The organism is Oryzibacillus soli (assembly GCF_051594765.1).
Lineage (GTDB): Bacteria > Bacillota > Bacilli > Paenibacillales > NBRC-103111 > Paenibacillus_AR.
The window spans coordinates 40,975-60,131 of the sequence record NZ_JBPPGJ010000005.1 but is presented as its reverse complement, the minus strand read 5'-3'; the positions used below and the strand labels follow the sequence as shown (position 1 = coordinate 60,131).

Genomic DNA, 19,157 nt, shown 5'->3' with positions numbered 1-19,157 from the left:
CCGCAATTGGGGATAGCCGTCCGTTCTGGATTATTCTTTTCTTCCGCTCTCGTGCTCCACCACGATCAGCTGGCCGTTCTGCAAATCATGCACGGAAGCATCGAGAATCTTCTCCAACCGGAAGGCGGTCATCTTCTGCTCCTCGGGAGTGGCAGCGATAAAGATGGGTGCTCCCCCCGCTACGCTATCCTTGTTCATCGTAACGATCGCCAAGATTTTGCCCATGACGCACCCTCCCGCTCACAATTGTTCGCCGGACCGGACGTGGGCTTCCGACGGCATTCGTACCGCACTCTCCAGCAAGGGCACCCGCAGCAGCACTTTCCGGGCCACCTCCGGATCCTTCTCCTGCGGAAGAATCAGTACGGCCAATCGGCCGTCGGACATATCCAGCTTGGCCATAGGCATCAGCGAAGGCTCGCCCGTATCCCGGAATACGCCCATGATGGTGGATACGTCATGCAGCATCGCCTGCCGCTGCCCCACGTTAGCAAGCGTAACCCGGCTGTTCTTGTTTCTCGGCTTCACGATGAGCCCCAGGCCATGCTCCGCAATCTGCTTCCGGGTTTCCTCGAGGCCGACGTTCATGATGTAGATGTCCCCGACATACAGATCGGGGCCGTCCATTCGGATCTCCGCATTGTCCACATCCGCAATGGCGCTGATGGACTTGCCGGTCTTAAACCGGTTGGATAGGGCGAGAGCTGCGGCTCCAGCCAAGATCCCCCAATACCAAGCGAAGACAATGGTGCAGAGGGAAGCGGTAAAGGCGGTGAAGATGACCATATAATTCCGCCCCTCGAACACCATGGCGATTCCTTCAATGTAGGTGGCTCCCCTCGGCACCAGCTCCATACTGTCGATGTTCTTCAGCGTCTGCCGCTCCATATTGCGGACATCCCGGAACTGCTGCGCGGCCAAGGTGAGGAAGGTGACGGCAGTGTATTCCTTCTCCAGCAGAGACGGTACCGCAAGGGATCCCAACGCCGCGGCTATGACCCCCAGCGCCAGGTGGATGATCCGGCCGTGCGGATACGTTGGATATTGGCGGTGGTCGGTCCGGAGCATCGTCAGACGGGCCACGATGCCGAACACGGTGCCGATCAGAATCCCTTGCGTATACTCCGAGATGTGGAACACATCCAGCACTCTACTCCCCCCATTCCTTACGGTTTTCCGGCCCAGTGCCTATAGGATGAAGCCGCCAGCCGGGCCGTCTGCTCGATGGATACCGTCAACAGCCGCGCTGCGCCCAAGGTAAGCCACCAATGGTCTGCAAAAGCGGCTCGTCCCACCCATATGGGGGACAAGCTGGCCCGGTGAAGCCACAGATAGGCGCATTCCGAGGACAACAGGCCGACGGTAACCGCTGTTAGCTGCCATACCGGATGCCGGCCAAGAAGGAAGACCACGGCGGCCAGCAGCACCGTGGATGGAAGGAAAGGACCGAACTGCTGCATCAGAATATGCCAGCCGTTCAACTCCCTCATGAGCAGATCGAAGGATCCAAGCAGGAATCCGGCGCTCCATACATGTACCCTCTGCAGGGCATCCTTCATGGACCAAGTGCATGCCCCTGCCATAATCAATAAGACGATCACCGTTCCCCTAACATGGACCCCAGCCAGACTTACACTCCACCCCCAGCAGGTGAACCAGCCGCCAAAAAAAAGAAGGATCCTTGTGTGGGAGATCCCACGGAACAATACATCCTTCCAGCCGCTGGCAAACAGCACCAGACCTATTACAATCAAAAGGAAAGACAAATAGCCCGGATTCATACCCTCACCCATCTTCCAGCTGACGCCCCGACGCAAAAATCGGTTCACCGGCGCCATCTTGGTAGCTGCTTGGTTGTAGTATGAATCAAGGCGTATCATCTCATTCCGTTAGCCCTTCCGGCTACCGCTTGGCCGCCCATCTGGAGAGATCGATCCCGCGGGCCCTGCACCATTCCGCCGTCTCTCCTGTGATCACTGCCGGGGCACGCATCAGAGCAGGAAGGTCCGTCGTTCCCAATGCGGTCATTAAGAGCCGGGTCTCATCCTGAGCCTCACGGATAGCCCGAATCAGACCGTCCGTCCCGTTCTCCTGCAGCGCCTTCAGGAAGACGCCAGCCATACCGACGGCGGAAGCTCCCAGCACGATGGCCCGAACAATGTCCATTCCTGTCCGAATACCGCCCGTCGCTATGACGGACCCTTGTCGGAACACGTCGACCGTTTCCGCCAAGGCAATGGCCGTGCTGCAGCCCCAGCCGTTCAGCCATAGCATCGGATCTTCTCTTCTGGCATTCTCAATGGCTGCGAAATTGGTGCCTCCCGTGCCTCCTACGTCCAGAATCCGAACTCCGGCCTCCCACAGCCGTTCCGCGGGCTCACGGGTAATGCCGAAGCCGACCTCCTTGACGATAACAGGCACGCCGGCTTCTTCCACGATTCTTGCGATCCGCTCGGTCATCCCCCGGAAATCCCGGTCTCCTTCCGGCATGATCAGCTCCTGCATGACGTTCAGATGAATCTGCAGGGCGTCGGCTTGAAGCATCTCAACCGCTTCCTTGGCCTGCTCTAGGGTGGCCTCGCTGCCCAGGTTGCCGAACACCAGACCGTCTGGATTCATCTTGCGTACGATTTCGTAGCTTGCGCGCATGCTCTTGTTCCGTATGGCAGACATCTGGGATCCAACCGCCATGGCCGTTCCCGTCTCCCTAGCCGCCAGGGCCAATCCCTTGTTAATCTCCTCGGTTTCCGGCGCGCCGCCGGTCATCGCATTAATAATAATCGGCGAACTCAGAGTGAGTTCGCCGATTCGGGTTACCAATGAGATGGAGTCGAGAGAGGTTTCCGGAATCGCATTCGGCACAAGCCGCACGTCCTCCAATCCGGTGTACCCGGATGGGCCGATCGCGAGAGCATGATGCACATGCTCCATTTTGCGGGGGATTCTCATCTCTAGAGCCGCTCCCGTTCTTATTTTTTGAATTTGCTCAGCTTGTCACCGAACCGCTCGCCCAACGTCAGGTTCAGGTTTTGAGTCGGCGGAGCGAACTCTGCATTTTGGTTGTCGCGGTTGCCGCGGGGGCCTCTTTCTCTCGGCTCACGCTGCGGCTTCTCTTCCCGTGCCGGAGCTTCTTGAGTCTCCTTGATGCTCAGGCTGATGCGCTTCTCGTCCACGTTGATGTCCAGCACCTTCACCTGAACCTCTTGTCCCTCCTTCAGAACTTCATGCGGAGTTCCGATGTGGGAATGGGAGATTTGGGAGATGTGCACGAGGCCTTCTACGCCCGGAGCTACTTCTACGAATGCACCGAAGGTGACGAGGCGCTTCACGGTACCGGTGATGGTGTCGCCGGTGTTGATGTCGCCGGCTACACGCTGCCACGGTCCCGGTTGGGTGGCCTTGATGCTCAGGCTGATGCGCTCGTTCTCCGGATCGACCTTCAGAACTTGAACGCGCACTTGGTCGCCTTCCTTCACCACTTCGGACGGAACTTCAACATGATGCCATGCCATCTCGGAGATATGTACCAGACCGTCGATGCCGCCGATATCGATGAATGCGCCGAACGGAGTCAGGCGCTGAACGGTACCGTCCAGCTCTTGGCCGACCTTGATGCCGGAGAGGATGGTCTTCTTGCTGGCTTCGAACTCCTCGTCCAATACATCCTTCTGGGAAAGGATGACCTTGTTCTTCTCCTTGTCGATTTCCTTCACGCGAAGGCGAAGCGTACGGCCCTTGTAGTCGCTGAAGTCTTCTACGAAATGACGCTCTACCATGGAAGCCGGAACGAAGCCGCGCAGACCCACGTCCACGACAAGACCGCCCTTCACCACGTCGGCGACGGTTGCTTCGAAGACTTCTTTGGATTCGAGCTTCTCTTGCAGAACGCTCCAAGCTTTCTCACTGTCGATGGCGCGCTTGGAGAGCTGAAGAACCTCTTTGTTGTCGTTGATGTTGACGACTTTCAGCTCCAGCTCGTCGCCCACTTTAACTACGTCAGCTGCATTGTCCAGCTGAACGGAGGAGAGCTCGCGAAGCGGGATGACGCCGTCATATTTATATCCGATGTCTACGATCGCTTGGTCGTTCTCCACTTTTACGACTTTGCCCTTCACGATGTCGCCCTTCTTCACGGTCGTCACCTGGGTCAAGTCAACGGTGTTCTCGCTTGCCGGCACTTCTGCCTCAACAGCGGAAGCCGGTTGGTCTTGCTGGTCCTGCATCTTGATTTCTTCAGTCATTGTCCTATTCCTCCTTGTTTGACAACCCAAACCACATGTTTATGATGGATGTAGTATAATTCCAAGATACCATTTCCATTCATTTCAATCAATTTGATTCTTGCTTTTCTTCTCTTCCACCATGGCACGGATCGTGGCCATGATCTTCTCGGTAGCCGCTTCGAGCTGATCCGAGCCTCCGTCGGCAAATTCCGACAGATCCACAGGCTTCCCATACTCTACCGAGGTCCGCCGGAAGAGCTTGTAGCCTCCGACGACGGCTGCGGGGATGACCGTGGCTCCGGACTTCAGGGCCAGCATGGCCGCGCCCTTCTTGCCCATCCCGCCTGCATTGCTGCGGGACCCTTCCGGGAATACCACCAGGATGTTGCCGTCCCGGAGAAGCTGAAGCGCCAGCTTGATGGATTCCTTGCTTACGCCTCCCCGCTTGACGGGAAACGCGCCCACCCTCCGGATCACCCAGCCGAAGACTGGGATGCGGAACAGCTCCGCCTTGGCCATAAAATGAACCATCCGCTCGATCGGCGAACCGATAAAGGGCGGGTCCCAATTGCTGGTATGATTGCAGCACAGCACCACTCCGCCTTGGGCGGGGATGTTCTCCAGACCGCTGACTTCCCACCGGAAGCCAATCCGGAACATGCCGCGGAAGCATGCACGCAAGCTTCGGTATAACAGCATGGGGTCGATTACCTCCACTCCGTCTTCATTCTGCACAGATCCAATACGGCATGTACGACCTGCTCCAGGGACATGTCCGTGCTGTCCAGGAGTATGGCGTCTTCCGCCTGCCGCAAGGGTGAAACCTTGCGTTCCCGATCCAGCTGGTCTCTGCGTTCGATGTCGCGTTCGAGCTCCTCCAGGGTCATTCCGGGCTCCGTAAGCTCTTGAAAGCGGCGTTCCGCACGCCTCCTGGCGCTGGCGGTCAGGTATACCTTGACCTCGGCATCCGGAAGCACGCTTGTGCCGATGTCCCGGCCATCCATGACAACCCCTTTGGATGACGCCATCTGCTTCTGAAGATGGACAAGCACCTCCCGCACCCGGGGAATAGCCGCCACATGCGATACGTGCTGATTGATCTCCGTGGAACGGATCCGTTCGGTCACGTCCGTACCGTCCAGCTCCACCGTCTGGCCCAGTGGTCCGGGCTTAATGACGATGTGGGTCCGGGCTGCCGTCTGTGCGATCTTCTCGGTGTCGGACAAGGGAATGCCTTCCGAGAGAATCTTCCAGGTGATGGCGCGGTACATGGCTCCTGTGTCCACATATACGAAATCAAGCTCCTTCGCCACCAATCGGGCAACGGTGCTTTTGCCTGCCCCTGCGGGACCATCAAGCGCAATATTGAACTTCCCCAAAGATGTGGCCCCCTTGTGAATTCCTAGGTCCGAACCGGTGTCCGGGATAGACGCCGGGCCGCCGGCCTATCAGCAAAAAAGCAGGCCGCGCCTGCGAACGATGAAAATTATACCATACAAACCTCTCAGGTGCAAAAATGCTAGGAATCCGATTGGGATGATTCTCCCGATCCGAAGGGCACTCCCTCCAGCCGCTCGACGCGGACCCAAGCCTCCCGCACCGCAGGAATAAGCAGCGCCAGCTGGGCGGCTGCCAATAGAACCGCCAAGACCAACGCTGCGCGTATAAGCATCCGTTCGACACCGGCCGAGAAGACGGCGAACGTCTCCTCATAGCCGGGCTCATCCCCGGCCAGCTCCGCTTCTGTAACCTCCGCCGGCTGACTGCCGGAGTAACGCTTCATGTCCATCGAAATTCCGCCTGCCTTCGGGTTCTTGTCCATCAGGCAGTATACCCTTATCGCGCCGGGATATTACACTTTGCGGAATTCCAGCTGGCGTTCGAAGCAGAATCGGATCACCTTCTGCCGCTCTTTATCGGTTATGTCGGAGAAACGCATCATGATCTGCTGCCTTCCGGACTCCAGAGGCTTCACCCGGACCACCTCGCCCTTGAACGGCACATGGTCCACCTTGCCGCTCTTGTAGGGCAGAAGCAGCCAGCAATGCAGGTTATCCTGCGCCTTCAGCGGGATGCTCCCATCGCACAAGAGCGAGATTCCGCCGCCGCCCACATCATCCGTCATGGCGATGAATTGGATCTGTTCCGTCAGCTTCACGGCAATCTCCAGCTCGGCTGGCACCCGCAGGAAGCTGCGGCGCTGGACCTTGGTAATCGCTTCAGGCTCCGGCTTCTTGATCAGGATCATCCGCACCACGTCTTCCCGGAAGCCGAGAACGGTAGTGGTAAAATAATTCTTGACCCCGCCGTCGGTCAAGAAATAGACGGAAAGCTCATCTCCGACGAACAGGCGCTTTAAACGGCCGGACTTTTCATTCAGCGGCACTTCCATCGTGATGTAATCAGCCGCAATATCGGAAATGCGGGACTTGTACTCCTGTTTGGCTTCTTCTTCATCAATCGAGTTGATTTGCATATGCAGCACTTGGTTGATCTTGGGGAGCATAACCGGCACCTCCTGATGTTGCCACGATTTCCTGACACATGACCTGATTATAGCATTTTTGCAGCTGAATATCGTCATAAAATGAAAAAAGAAGTCGCATTCGTCCGGTTTGGACGTTTGCGACTTCTTAAGGCAGCAGGCTGCAGGATTATTTGCCGTCCAGGCGGAACTCCTCGATCTTCTCCTCCAGTCCGGTATCTCCATTAATGTAGATCCGGTATCCGCTGCCGTTGATCTTGCCTGTGAACTCGTAGCAGAGAACCTCCTGGTCCAGATCGTTCTTGATCCAAGCCAACGTCACGGACTCATTCTGGAAGGACGGGTTCAGCTCCTTGCGAGCCTGCTCCTCGGACAGGGATGGCGCCGTAAAGGTCCGGCTCTTCTGTTCGTACAGGTAATCCGATGCCTGCATGCCGGTTACCTCCGCATTGTCCAGAGCCACCTTAACCACGATCTTCTCGGGATAGACCGTAACGTTGCCGACCTTGTGAGCGAAGGTGAAGGAGGCCACGTTCTCATACTCGTCGTAATTGACCGGAACCATATCGCGAAGCTCGTGGGCGTCCAGGAACTCCTGAGCCGCTTCCCTCGCCCCTTTGATGTCGATATTCTTCTCCTGCACATCCCGAGCGGCCATGTAGTAGATGATATGCCCGCCCTTCTTGGTCAGATCGAGCTGCATGTCCTGTCCGTAGTACGGATGCTTGCCCCGGACGGTAAAGCTGCTGTATTCCGTTCCTCCCCCGTTCTCCGTGACCTGCAGGGCGTTCGCATCCTGGGCTTGGACGAACTGGGCAGCTTTGGCTTTTGCTTCGTCCCCGTTGATCTCCATGCCGGGCAGTGTGCCGTAGCTCCGCTTTTGGTACAAGGTTGCCATCGTCGGCCCCCAATTCAGCTCGCCGTACTCCTGCACCTTCTTGTCCACGGTCTTGAAGCCGTCGACGATCGTGTTGTCCATTTGCTTGGATTGGGTCGCAAGAGCGGTTTCCACGTCCATCCAACGGAGGTTCTGGTTCAGCACCTTGCTCTGCACGTCTTGAAGCTGGGAGGTCATCTCCTTGGACCGCTTATACAGCTCCTGCAAGGTGTTCTGCTCGTCCGGGGAGAGCGGGTTCTTGGTCAAGTCCCGCACGGCCGTCCGGTACGTGAAGTTGGAGATGTTGGACAGGAACTCCTCCGTGTTGTTGAAGGGCAGGAGCGTCAGCGGAAGCTGGTTGATCTCGTTCTGTGCCTGGCTGGCCAGTCGCCATACGTTCGCCAAGCCGCGTCTGTAATAATCGCTGGAGTCCGAATTGGCCGCGATGGTCTTGCCCATTTCGGACTGCAGCTGCTCCATATGGTAGGACAAGTCATGGAAGGCCCGTTGGTACTGGTTTTCCGCTTTGATCAAAACCGCATTTTTCTCCTGATTTTCCTGGTAGCCCCATACGGCCGTCCCAAGAAACGCCAAGGTCATTATCGGGAACAAAATGTAGGTTAATCTTCTATACATGGCGGCATTCGCTTCCCCTTTCGGCTGATGCTTCGAATGGTTCTAGCTTTTGCCCTCCGCCGTCTGAATATGCAAATCTGGCTGATGTCCCCCGTATAGGAAACGAAAAAAGGCGCCGGCTGCACGTAGGTGTGAGCGGTCGCCCTTCTTCAATAATCCTCGTATTCGATCTCGAAATCGCGGTCGTTGTTGCACAGGCACTGCCGGAAGCCGGTCTCAACCTTCCCCTTCTCCCGCTTGCCCTTGAGCACGAACCGTTCGCCGCACTGCTTGCAGCGGATCTTCACCTTCGTCCGTCCCGGGTTCATGGTACCTCCTTGTATCAAGCAAGTATGCCATTACCAGTATGGACGTGTTCAGGAAATTTTAACCTCTTCCTCCCGGATGAATCCGCGCAGCGGGGAGATGTCGTTGGCCTTGTTCATCTTCCAGATGCTCCGGAACCATAAGAATGCCATAAGCGGAAGCATGAGCCAGAGCCAATACTTGCGGTTATCCAGCTGAATATAGTCGAAGATTCCGTGATAGAACACAGGCAGCAGCAGGGCCATCGTCAGGTGATAGGTTTCGCGGCTCTTCAGGAATTTGGCTCTTCCTAAATGATAGCCCATGATCACTCCGAACATGGCATGGCCGGAAACCGGAAGCAGCGCCCTCATCAGAAGGGCGGAGAAATCCATGGATCCGAGAAACGCGTAAATGACGTTCTCTACGGTTGCATAGCCCAACGATACGGCTGCGGCGTATACGATACCGTCGTAGGGCTCATTAAAGTCCTGATGCTTATATATGACGAAGAAGACCAGAAACCACTTCAGGAATTCCTCCAAGAAGGAAGAATAGACGAAGGAGAACAGTATGCGGTTCTCCCCAAAGCCCAGCACGAAGGCCCGCTGGAGGACCATGGTGGGAAAAACAAGCAGGGCGCCGAATGCAAACATTCGGATCACCAAGGAGACCGGCTCGGATTCGTAACGGTCCTTCAGATAGAAGTAAGCCATTAGCGCCAGACCCGGTGCTATGGCTGCCGCTAATACGGACAACGGGAACAATCCGGCTTCCTCCTTCCACAGATGATCCTTCTATATTACCACAAAGCGTCCGTAAACTGGGACCGATTCTCGTAAAACTTCACAAAGACGGTGCCGGAGGCGCCTGAACGGTTCTTAAGGGATGATATACGAAGCTTGCGGGCCCCGTCCGCCGTGGTTCCGGAGGCTTCCAGAGCGAGCACCAGGTCTGCGGAGGCCCGAATATCCAGAGTGACCTCCTCTGGGCGCTCGGCGGGCAGAGCCGCAATGACCGGCACGTTCCAATCCCGGCTCCATTCCTTCAACTGATAGGCCGTGGCCCGAAGTCCCTTGGCTTTGCCCGCTTCGTCGGCTTCCAGAAACCGGTGGAGCGGATCCACGAACACCACCGGATTCTTGCCGGTGACCACATGGATGCGCTCGATGGCCGCTTCAATCTGCCTGAGCTCCGTGGACCGGCCGCATTCCAGGGTCCACTGCATTTTGCCGGCCTGCATGTAGATCTGGTTGGCGCCGTGTACCGCCTCGGGCTCATGCTCCCCGCGCAGGACCGAGCCGTAAGGCACACCGAGCACGCGGGCGATGCTCACCGCCCACAGCTCGAAGGGGGACAGATCCCAGCTGATATAGAGCACCGGCTGCTGGAGGGCGGCAGTCCGGTCCGCGATCTGCTTCAGCAAGGTGGTCTTGCCTAAACCTGGCGGTCCGGCAATAACGCTAAGCCCATCAGGCAGCGTGCCGTTCAGCATCCGGTCCAGCGCGGCGAGTCCGGTGGCGGGCCCATTTCCGCGCCCCTTGAACCTCTTGATATACTCCTCGTTGAAGACCGTCATGTTCCGGATATCCGGAGACATCGGCGCGTAGATTGTTTCCTCGATGGCATGGTTCAGCAGCTTCACGAAGACGTCGACCGGCTGCTGCAGCCGTACGAACAGATCGTTGATATCCCGTACGGATTCCGGCAGCTGGACGATGAAGGTCTCTTGGGCCACGGAAGCGAGCAGGGATTGAAGCCGGACCGATTCCCGGCGGCCCGTCTCATCATTGCCCATGCAGATGAAGACCCGCTTATCCTTCAAGCGCTCCGCATGGACTTCCTTGAAGAGCAGCATGTTCGGCAGACAGATTCCCGGCAGGCCGGCCTGCTGCAGCACCATCACGTCGAAGATGCCGTTGCATAGGATCACATCGTCGGAATCCTCCAGCACGCTCTCCTGGAAGAAGACGTCCTCGATACCGTACAGGGACCGGTACTTGGGCTCCCGATGGTCCACCGAACGGCCGATCAGGTCTACGACTTCTCCTTCCCCGTTCACCAGCGGGATGACCACCCGGTTCTCGAAGGTCTCGGCAACGGGATCCTCATCCGCCACGTAGAAGCCGATCCGTGCCGGGACGAAGCCGACCCGGAACTGCTCTGCCGAATCCCGGTTAACCCCACGCTTCTCCAGATAGTAATAGGCATCTGCATTCATATTCTTCTGAAGGGCTTGGGACAGCTGCTCCAGGTCCCATTCCCGCCCTGCGCCCCACTTCATCTCTGCTTGGCTCATGCGATCCTCACCCGGCTCTCTCTCGTTGATAGGTCCGGCAGGAAACGCCCATTCCTGCCGGAAGCCATAAAAAAGCATCCTCAAAAACCTATGGTTTTGGGGATGCCGGTACTACCGATTATCCTGTTGCGATTCCGCTATGCGGTTGTTCCGATTAGGATGCAAAATGCGAACACAGCACCTTGACCGCATCGTCGGCGATGACGGTCTTCCCGTATTCCTCGAGTACGGCCCGGGTGACGGAGGTGGCTTCCCCGAATTCGGACATGACCGCAATCAAAGCCTGATAACGGCCGTCCTTCTCATCCCATTCGGAAGGCTCCACCTGCAGAATATACTTTCCCTTGTAAGCGAACAACGTTCCGCCCTCCGGAAGAAGGGGCAGGATCACCTTAGACATGCGCAGCAGATCTTCAAAGTCGGAAAATGCATAGGAGATCAGCTCGCTCTCTTCGAGCGTGACTTCCATTTCATATATATCCTCTTCATCCTCCAGCTGGTCGGATGCAGGTGTGCCGCTCATTTTGCCGCGGGTTACGATAACCACCATTCCCTGTGCGGGAAGCGCGAACACTTCCACGGCCAAAGGACCGGTTGCATCGAAGCCCAGCTCCGAGTAGGCCTGCTCCATCATCTCACTGAAGAGCTCATGGACCTTCGGAATTTCCCTCCACATGTCTTCCTTCTGGATCCCGCGTTCGGTCAAGTCGTCAAAAGTGAGGAAAATCCTAATCTTATCCGTACTTAAACGCTCAATTTTCATACCAGGATCCTCCTTTTGTTGCCAGCTTCGTTTCATGGTCTAAGAAGCGCAGCGTACTGATAGTTTATGAATAAAAGCGTGAAAAAGTGTGCTAAAAAGCCCACTGCGGCCACTGGACCCTTGGAGACCATCTGAACGGCGATCCTTGGTTCGTGTCACCCCGGAAACGGAATCGGGTAGTACTATTATTATATCATGTTACCACTCTTTATTGCTAATCGCACCCGAAAATTTATGTATAACAGGTTGTTCCATCCGGGCAAAAAAAAACGCACCGTTCAAGCACGGCGCGCTGGATTTGTTGCCTATCGTCCGAAGCATTCTTGCGTTAATCAGTGAGCGGACATCTGATTTTCGGCCAAGATCTGATCCACTTCAGACCGAACCTGCGGGTCACAGTTGACGAGCTGCTCCACCTTGTCGAGGGATTGGCTATTCTCCGGCTCTCGGTAAGGCTTCATGCTTCTGTCGGCCATTGACATCATGGCCTTGTCCACCGCTTTGTTCAGATTGTCGCCCATCTGGGAGAAGCTCATCATCACCGACTTGTTTGTACGGTTCATGTACATGACAGCTGCAGCGCCTGCCGCCGCGCCAACCAGAAATGTGGTCATACGCATATGGATGTGCCTCCTTTTATAGTTGATTCGGCCTTAGTTTCCTACACAGGGCCCAGGGTTATGTCTGCAAAAAACAGGGAATAAAGGAGCGATATGAACCCGCCCGTTTATGGTACAATAGGATCCGACCCTACTTTCCTAACGAGGAGAACCGTATGAAACGAGCAGCTTTAGCGGCACTTGGAGCTCTTCTCTTGGCTTCAGGTTGCCAGAACACCCAGAAATCCTCCGCACCGGGCAATACTTCCCCCATGCCGGGGAGTACGTCCCAGGCCGCAGCGTCAGCCGCGGCGTCCGTCGCGCCGTCACCGGTTCAGGCCAGTCCATCTCTAGCGCCAACTCCCACGCCTGCGCCGGTGCCGGCGGCGAAGCTCTACAAGATCAACAAAAACTACGACTTCGTCCCCATCGATCCGAATGCGGGCACTCCCACCAAGGTCGTGCTGCTGACCTTTGACGACGGCCCTAAGGACCGGGCGGTGCTGACCTCTATGCTGGATACGCTGGACAAGCATCACGCCAAGGCCATCTTCTTCGTGAACGGCTACCGGGTGAAGCAGAACCCGGATCTTCTGAAGCTGATTCATGAGCGTAAGCAGACGATCGGGAACCATTCGTGGGATCACATCGATCTGAAGAAGGAATCCAACGCCAAGATCGACCAGCAGATCGGAGACGTCCAAGCGAAGGTTCAGGAGTTGACGGGCGCCAGCCCCCGCTTCTTCCGTCCTCCCTTCGGCAGCGGCAGCGACTATGTCCGCGAGAAGGCGGTGAAGGAGAAGCTGCTCTACATGACCTGGTCCAACGGATCCCTGGACTGGGATACGAAGACCAGCGACAAACCCAAGGAAGTCATCGAGAACGTCATGAAGCAGCTCCATCCGGGAAGCAACATTCTCATGCACGAGCTGGCCTGGACCTCAGAAGCCCTCGACAGCTTGCTGACGCAGCTGGAAGGCAAAGGATACGGCTTTGTCGATCCGGCAACGATCGAGCTTGTGGACTAAGGTATCACGCAAAAAAGCACCCTTGCGGGTGCTTTTTTCGTGTTTCTTACAAGTATTCGTTCTCGTGGCGGGCCTTCAGGCGAACCCAACGGCGCTCCACTTCGTTCTCGAAGGATTTCAGCGCTTCGGCGTACTCCGGCTTGGTCATGTGCTTGGTCTTGCCCATGGTCTTCAGCCAGTCGGACAGCGGAACGCGCTTGCCCTTCTCTTCCGGATTGTACGTGATGGACGTCACGCCGTGTTCGATTTCGAACAGCGGGAAGAAGCAGGAATCGACGGCGGCACCGATGATCGATGTGCCTTCCTTCTCTTCGGACAGCCAGTTCAGCGGACAGGTGATCAGGATCTTGCCGTATACCAAGCCCTCGTTCTGTGCGTACCATTGAGCTTTGGCCGCTTTTTTCACGAGATCCTGCGGGAACGCTTCGGAGCCGGTGAAGACGTAAGGAATGTTGGTAGCCGCCATAATCTGAGCGGTGTCCTTGTGGTGGAACATCTTGCCGCCCTGGTGCTTGCCCACGTTGGACGTGGAGGTCCGGTGTCCCAGAGGCGTGGAGTAGGACAGCTGGGCGCCGGTGTTCATGTAGCCCTCGTTATCGTACTCAAGAATGATCATCTTGTGGTTACGCAGTGCGGCACCGATTGCAGCACCCATACCGATGTCCATACCGCCGTCGCCGGTTACCATGACGAAGGTGAAGTCGTCCTTCAGCCCCAGGTGGTCCAGCTCGCCGCGGCGCTTGCGCTCCCAGAAGGCTTCGACTACGCCGGACAGCGTAGCGCCGCCGCTCTGGAACAGGTTATGGATATAGGTTGCTTTGTGTGCGGAATACGGATAGCCGGTTGTAACAACCATCGCGCAGCCGGTATGGAACAGGGAGACGATGTCGCCTTCAATCCCCTTGAAGAACAGCTCCAGGCCGGAGAAGATACCGCAGCCCGGGCAAGCGCCGTGTCCAGGTGCGATCCGCTTCGGCTTCTTGGTCAGAGCGCGCAGCGGCGGGATCTTCACGTTCAGCTTGTTGGTGGTTTCGTCCTTGGTAACGGTGATGAGACCGGTCTTCAAGTCCTCGAACTTCATCGGGTTCAGCACGCGCTTCGGAGCCTTGGTCGGGTCACCCGGAGTATGTCCGTGGTAGTCGAACGGCACTTCAACCTTGCCCTTGGCCAGAGCGTCCAGTGCGTATTGGAACATGGCATGGCCGTCTTCAGCGTAGAAGTCCTTGCCGCCCAGACCGTAGATCCGACTGATGACCATGGTGCTGGAGTTGCCGTGGGTGAACAAGGCTGCCTTAATCTCGTTAACCATGTTGCCGCCGTATGCGCCGTAGGAATCGGCACGGTCGCCGACGGTGATGGCCTTCACGTTCTTCAGGGCTTCGGCAATTTCCTTCTGCGGGAACGGACGAATCATGTTCGGCGCGATGGAACCGGCTTTGATGCCCTTCTCGCGCAGCTGATCGACCACGTCCTTGATGATCTCGGAGGACGAGTTCATCAGGAATACGGCAACCTCTGCGTCTTCCATGCGGTACAGATCCAGAATCGGATAGTCGCGGCCGGTCAGCTCCTTGTACTCCTTGCGGATGCGATCGAACACTTCTCCCGCATTGTACATGGCCACGGATTGCTGCCAACAGTTATTGATGTAGTCCGGCTCGTTCATGTACGGGCCGACGGTGATCGGATTGTTGCGGTCCAGCACGTCCGGGTAACCGACTGGCGGCTGCGGTCCGATGAAGGCATGAACGTCGGAACGGTTCGCGAAGGTCTGAACGCGGCGCTTCTGGTGAGAAGTAAAGTAGCCGTCGGAAGCGACCATGACAGGCAGGCGGACTGCCGGATCTTCGGCCAGCTTGATGGCCATAATGTTCATATCGTATACGGCTTGGGGATCGCGGCACATCAGGATCGGCCAGCCGGTGTTCAGTGCAAAGTACAGGTCAGAGTGGTCGCCGTGAATGTTCAGCGGGCCGGATACGGAACGGCACACCAGATTCAGGACCATCGGGAAGCGGGTACCGGATTGAACCGGCATTTGCTCCAGCATGTATAGATAACCGTTGGCGCTGGTAGCGTTGAAAACACGGGCGCCTGCAGTGGACGCGCCGTAGCAGATCCCCGCGGAGCTGTGCTCGCCGTCGGACGGGATCAGCTTCACGTCATGCTGGCCGCTGGCTTTCATCAAGTCCAGGAACTGCGCGACTTCCGTAGACGGGGAAATCGGGAAGTAACCCATGATATGATAGTTGATTTGGTGGGCGGCATAAGCGGCCATTTCGTTGCCGGATTCATAAACCATCCGCTGCTCGACTTTGCCTTCGCTGATTTCTTTCTTTATCTCGATTGCCATGTCAAGTACACGCTCCTCTCCAGATTAGGCAGTTACCGCACGGTCAAAGCGGTGCGGAACACGGTTTTGCTCGCCGTATCCTACTTCTTCACGTTCGCCGGTCAAGGCTTCGGTCGGGCAGGCAATGACGCACTTCAAGCAACCCTTGCAATATTGGTAGTCAATCCCCTGCAGGAACATTTGCGGACGGCCCTTCTTATCGGCCTGCTCTTCCCATACGAAGCAGAAGTCCGGGCAGACGTTGTCGCAAGCGGCGCAGTGGATACATTTGTCTTCGTGGTAGTGGGGCATCATGCCCGAACGGGAAATGGACAGATCCTTCAGTATGCTGTTACCGGGGTTCGCTACATAGCCGCCCATCGGTTGGGTCTCATAGCCGAGCACCGGTGTATCGTGGCGTACGAACGCAGGCATGGTCACGCCTTCCGGCAGGTTGAAGGTCTGGAATTTCACTTCATTGTAGCCGCGGTCGAAGGTCCGGAGTGCCGGCTCGACGGCTTGCGGGTACTTCTTCTCAAGGGACTTGCGGATGATGTCGCGCATGATCTGCGGGTCCAAGAAATCGACGATCCGGAAGATCGCCCCCATCATAGCCATATTAACGCGGTTCTTCTCTTCCAGGGCGATGCCGATGGCGTCTACTACGGCGACGGTGCCGCCGACCAGCTTCATCTTCTCCTTGAGCACTTCCGGAGTGTCAGTGGAGTTGACTAATACGATGCTGTCTTCCATAACGCCGCTGGCGACATTGACGGTCTTCGACAGCGCTTCGTGGAATACGACAACGACGTGCGGACGCTCGACCGGAGATGTATCCCGGATGTTGGTGTCGATGTCACAGAAGCGGATATGGGCTTTAACTGGAGAGCCCTTCTTCTCCGAACCGTACGAGGAGAAGCTTACGCCGTTCAGACCGGCGCCGACGACACCGGCCTCCGCCAGCATTTTGCCGGCCAGGTTGGCGCCAAGACCGCCGATGGATTCCATACGGATCTCAAAAAATCCCAATTCATTCTTTTTAGGCAAGCTAGACATTGTTTATCCCCTTTCTTCCTCTCCCAAAGGAAGTATATAGTTGTCCTCGTCCTGCAGGGCTATAAAAGTAAGTATTCTATGCTAATCATTATAACAACATCCGAAAAGAGTAGCAACAGTTTTTATTAACATCACCGGAAGCCTTTACAAACAAGCCTATTTCTTTGTGAAAAAATGCTCAAACTGCGTATCCCGTAAGGTTTTCACTACTTAGACAATTTTGAAAGAGATATATAACAGAATCAATATCGCATATAGTACAGAAGCGAAACAAGCCCGGTCAGAACCCTCCCGACCAGTAAAACCAACTCGCCAGCGCCGCGATCAGGAGTGCAAAAAGAATCACCAGCGCCGCATAAAACCGCCTCGTCCACTTCAAAGCACCGGAAGGATGCAGGGTTCTTCGGGGAGGCAGGGTGTAGTCCTCATCCTTCTCTTCTACTCTCATGGTTTATCCCTCCGGTATCTCAGAATCAGTCCCATGGACAGATCGATAATAAAATGGGCCGCAACAGGCGCCCACAGCGTTCCCGACCAATCATAGAGCGTCCCCAGCCCGTAGCTGATGCCGAAGACCATCCCGGTAAGCAGCCAGTGCCGCAAATAACGGACATGAATGGCGGCGAACAGGATGCTCGTCCAATATGGGCCCCATGCGTGCTGGACGGCGCCGCGGAACAGCAGCTCCTCACAGAGGGACACCACCAGCGAGATCACGGCGATGTGCCAGACCGGCCGGCTGCCGAACAGCATCTCGTTCACTCCCCCGTCGTCGGTCATTTCCTCGGGCACCCAACGGGAGATCAGCAGATCCGCCGCCAGCACCAGCGCCGCGAAGACCGCTCCCCATAGGAACGGCGTGATGTTGGGGGGGATAGCCAGCAGCTTCAAGGGATTCTGACGCTGCCAAGCCATAATGGCCAATCCGAGAAGTAAGGTTAGACCTTGGGTAAGATAAAGATTGATCAGAAGCAACCGGTCGTCCAAATCATGGATATCAACCTGCTTCAGCTTAAAGTCCCGCAGCCGGAACCGTTTCATCGCCATCATCCTAGTCTTTTCGCCATATTCCCTTTTCTTTCGATATCCCATATACTGTTGGTATGACTGCCAAAAGTCCTTACAGACAGCCTTGATAAAGGAGCCTCGCGATGGAAAAAAGGTTAACACGGTCGGATTTTGTATTCATACTGGTCTTCATCTTCATGCTGATCTTAGCCCTGGGAGCTTTCTTCTACGGCATGAAGATGGGTTCGGACCGCACCGAAGTCAAATATACCGAACTGTTGAAGAAGTACGAAGAGAAAAGCGGCGGCCTGACCGCCTACCACCAGTCGTATCTGGTGTCCTTCTATCATACCGTATATCTTCCCTTTAGAGAATTCAATACCAAATGGGACGATGCCCAAGATGAGATGGCCGGTCAAAGCGCGGATGCCTCTTCGATTCTGAAGCAATTGGCCAAGCTGGCCGATGAGAAATACGAATCCATGGTTTCCCAGTCCATGCCCGAAACCTCGCCCCTGCTGAAGGAAGGGCATCAGAATTACCTGAAGAGTCTGAAGCTGTTCAGTCAAGCCGCCAGCGGCATGCAATCCAAGGCCAACGGTCTGGCACCGGCCGTGCTGATGACGGAGATCGAGAAGAACGCCTCCTTCACCGAGGCCAAGAACTTCGCGCTTCAAGCCCAGAAGCAGTATTACGCGGCGATTGTCGCTTGGCATCAGTCTATGGAAGAAGGAGCACGGGGGATGGATTCCATCAAGGACCCCGCAGCCTTGAACTTCAATGACTGGAACGCCTTGAACTTGAACTTGAAGAATGCCAGCATCGCGTCCATCCTGGCGTCAAGCCGGCAATTCGCTCTCTTCACGCCGCAGGACGTAACCTTGCGGGTGGATGAGATGATCAAATCCGGTCAGGCCAAACGCTTGAATGCCTCCACGATCTCCCAAGTCATGGATATCCTAATCGGAACGCATGCCGTCCGCCCAGGCGATTTCGTCCACGGCAAATCCAAATATTATCCCGATGACCTGCTGCCCCAGCTTCCGTTCTTCACGAAGATGGAGTAGCGCCGATCAGGAGCTTGTCTCATATGAAAGCCGGATGCACACCTGCATCCGGCTATTTTTTATCGGTCAATCGTATGAAAAGCCGCGAAGCTCCGCCACGGCGGCCATGCCGCCCTCCACGTTCACCGCATTGCGGAAGCCGTTCTGCCGGAGATACCGGCATACCATCTCGCTGCGGACTCCGTGCGCGCAGATGACGTATAACGTTCGGTCCCTCGGAAGACTGCCGAGCTCCTCCGGTATCGTACCAACGGGCATAAGAATTGCCCCTTCCAGGTGATAATAATCCCATTCCGCCGGCTCTCTGACGTCCAGCAGAACCGCCTGATGCATTCGCTCTGCGTTACCATACTCAGTCAGGAACTCCTCCGGAGTCATATCCGTCCTGTTCATCCGCTCGCCTCCCCTCTCCAAAAGAATAACGAAATGTTCACATTCATTCAAGCGGAAAGCATTGCAACCGCATCGAAGTTCTGCTATAAATGGTTCCAGAAGTTCC

22 protein-coding genes are annotated in these 19,157 nt (G+C 56.2%); 2 read left to right on the top strand and 20 right to left on the bottom strand.

All coding sequences use genetic code 11. The features are described from left to right. Window positions 1-30: 30 nt before the first annotated feature. The 15 genes from ACSEXW_RS07920 to ACSEXW_RS07850 all read right to left on the bottom strand — a co-directional run bounded on the left by ACSEXW_RS07920 (window position 31) and on the right by ACSEXW_RS07850 (window position 12,188). Window positions 31-225, bottom strand: coding sequence for a capping complex subunit for YIEGIA (locus ACSEXW_RS07920; RefSeq protein ID WP_438445587.1), 195 nt, complete (start codon window positions 223-225; stop codon window positions 31-33). Window positions 226-240: 15 nt separating this feature from the next. Further along, window positions 241-1,149: a YIEGIA family protein gene (locus ACSEXW_RS07915; RefSeq protein WP_438445586.1), complete on the bottom strand. Its 909-nt coding sequence runs from the start codon at window positions 1,147-1,149 to the stop codon at window positions 241-243. 17 nt (window positions 1,150-1,166) lie between these two features. Then, entirely contained in the window at window positions 1,167-1,601 is a 435-nt protein-coding gene (locus tag ACSEXW_RS07910; protein WP_438445585.1) for a hypothetical protein, read from the bottom strand. Between the two features lie 301 nt (window positions 1,602-1,902). Further along, window positions 1,903-2,949, bottom strand: coding sequence for a type 2 isopentenyl-diphosphate Delta-isomerase (fni, locus tag ACSEXW_RS07905; RefSeq protein WP_438445584.1), 1,047 nt, complete (start codon window positions 2,947-2,949; stop codon window positions 1,903-1,905). A gap of 20 nt (window positions 2,950-2,969) precedes the next feature. Next, on the bottom strand, window positions 2,970-4,241 hold the full coding sequence (gene rpsA, locus ACSEXW_RS07900) for a 30S ribosomal protein S1 (protein WP_438445583.1): 1,272 nt from the start codon (window positions 4,239-4,241) through the stop codon (window positions 2,970-2,972). Window positions 4,242-4,325: 84 nt separating this feature from the next. Beyond that, window positions 4,326-4,919, bottom strand: a complete 594-nt coding sequence (locus ACSEXW_RS07895; RefSeq protein WP_438445863.1) for a lysophospholipid acyltransferase family protein — start codon at window positions 4,917-4,919, stop codon at window positions 4,326-4,328. Between the two features lie 11 nt (window positions 4,920-4,930). Beyond that, the gene (cmk, locus tag ACSEXW_RS07890) at window positions 4,931-5,602 is read right to left on the bottom strand and encodes a (d)CMP kinase (RefSeq protein WP_438445582.1); all 672 of its coding nucleotides are present in this window, start codon (window positions 5,600-5,602) and stop codon (window positions 4,931-4,933) included. Window positions 5,603-5,742: 140 nt separating this feature from the next. After that, the gene (locus ACSEXW_RS07885; RefSeq protein WP_438445581.1) at window positions 5,743-6,012 is read right to left on the bottom strand and encodes a hypothetical protein; all 270 of its coding nucleotides are present in this window, start codon (window positions 6,010-6,012) and stop codon (window positions 5,743-5,745) included. Between the two features lie 63 nt (window positions 6,013-6,075). Then, entirely contained in the window at window positions 6,076-6,729 is a 654-nt protein-coding gene (locus ACSEXW_RS07880; protein WP_438445580.1) for a flagellar brake protein, read from the bottom strand. Window positions 6,730-6,877: 148 nt separating this feature from the next. Then, window positions 6,878-8,185 (bottom strand): germination protein YpeB, encoded by a 1,308-nt coding sequence (gene ypeB / locus ACSEXW_RS07875; RefSeq protein WP_438445862.1) that lies wholly within the window; start codon window positions 8,183-8,185, stop codon window positions 6,878-6,880. 185 nt (window positions 8,186-8,370) lie between these two features. Further along, entirely contained in the window at window positions 8,371-8,529 is a 159-nt protein-coding gene (locus ACSEXW_RS07870) for a hypothetical protein (RefSeq protein ID WP_438445579.1), read from the bottom strand. Window positions 8,530-8,577: 48 nt separating this feature from the next. Beyond that, complete coding sequence (gene prsW / locus ACSEXW_RS07865; protein WP_438445578.1) at window positions 8,578-9,273, bottom strand: glutamic-type intramembrane protease PrsW; 696 nt, start codon at window positions 9,271-9,273, stop codon at window positions 8,578-8,580. Window positions 9,274-9,308: 35 nt separating this feature from the next. Beyond that, window positions 9,309-10,805 (bottom strand): DnaB-like helicase C-terminal domain-containing protein, encoded by a 1,497-nt coding sequence (locus tag ACSEXW_RS07860; protein WP_438445577.1) that lies wholly within the window; start codon window positions 10,803-10,805, stop codon window positions 9,309-9,311. A 154-nt stretch (window positions 10,806-10,959) separates the two neighbouring features. Next, a complete protein-coding gene (locus tag ACSEXW_RS07855) occupies window positions 10,960-11,568 on the bottom strand; it encodes a genetic competence negative regulator (protein ID WP_438445576.1) in 609 nt (202 codons plus the stop codon). 332 nt (window positions 11,569-11,900) lie between these two features. Next, window positions 11,901-12,188 (bottom strand): hypothetical protein, encoded by a 288-nt coding sequence (locus ACSEXW_RS07850; protein ID WP_438445575.1) that lies wholly within the window; start codon window positions 12,186-12,188, stop codon window positions 11,901-11,903. Window positions 12,189-12,343: 155 nt separating this feature from the next. Here ACSEXW_RS07850 and ACSEXW_RS07845 point away from each other — a divergent pair, with 155 nt between their 5' ends. Beyond that, window positions 12,344-13,195 carry a polysaccharide deacetylase family protein gene (locus ACSEXW_RS07845; protein ID WP_438445574.1) on the top strand — a complete coding sequence of 284 codons (852 nt, stop codon included), beginning with the start codon at window positions 12,344-12,346 and terminating at the stop codon, window positions 13,193-13,195. A gap of 46 nt (window positions 13,196-13,241) precedes the next feature. Here the strand turns inward: ACSEXW_RS07845 and ACSEXW_RS07840 are convergent, their stop codons facing one another. The 4 genes from ACSEXW_RS07840 to ACSEXW_RS07825 all read right to left on the bottom strand — a co-directional run bounded on the left by ACSEXW_RS07840 (window position 13,242) and on the right by ACSEXW_RS07825 (window position 17,624). Then, entirely contained in the window at window positions 13,242-15,548 is a 2,307-nt protein-coding gene (locus ACSEXW_RS07840; protein ID WP_438445573.1) for a thiamine pyrophosphate-dependent enzyme, read from the bottom strand. A 24-nt stretch (window positions 15,549-15,572) separates the two neighbouring features. Further along, complete coding sequence (locus ACSEXW_RS07835; RefSeq protein ID WP_438445572.1) at window positions 15,573-16,583, bottom strand: 2-oxoacid:acceptor oxidoreductase family protein; 1,011 nt, start codon at window positions 16,581-16,583, stop codon at window positions 15,573-15,575. 280 nt (window positions 16,584-16,863) lie between these two features. Further along, entirely contained in the window at window positions 16,864-17,031 is a 168-nt protein-coding gene (locus tag ACSEXW_RS07830; RefSeq protein ID WP_438445571.1) for a hypothetical protein, read from the bottom strand. Further along, window positions 17,028-17,624 (bottom strand): CPBP family intramembrane glutamic endopeptidase, encoded by a 597-nt coding sequence (locus ACSEXW_RS07825; RefSeq protein WP_438445570.1) that lies wholly within the window; start codon window positions 17,622-17,624, stop codon window positions 17,028-17,030. The genes ACSEXW_RS07830 and ACSEXW_RS07825 overlap by 4 nt, the downstream gene beginning before the upstream one ends. A 110-nt stretch (window positions 17,625-17,734) precedes the next feature. Between ACSEXW_RS07825 and ACSEXW_RS07820 the strand changes: the two genes are divergently transcribed. Beyond that, window positions 17,735-18,658, top strand: coding sequence for a hypothetical protein (locus ACSEXW_RS07820; RefSeq protein ID WP_438445569.1), 924 nt, complete (start codon window positions 17,735-17,737; stop codon window positions 18,656-18,658). A 66-nt stretch (window positions 18,659-18,724) separates the two neighbouring features. On the opposite strand, the gene ACSEXW_RS07815 is transcribed toward ACSEXW_RS07820, so the two are convergent. After that, entirely contained in the window at window positions 18,725-19,051 is a 327-nt protein-coding gene (locus ACSEXW_RS07815) for a rhodanese-like domain-containing protein (RefSeq protein WP_438445568.1), read from the bottom strand. Window positions 19,052-19,157: the final 106 nt, after the last annotated feature.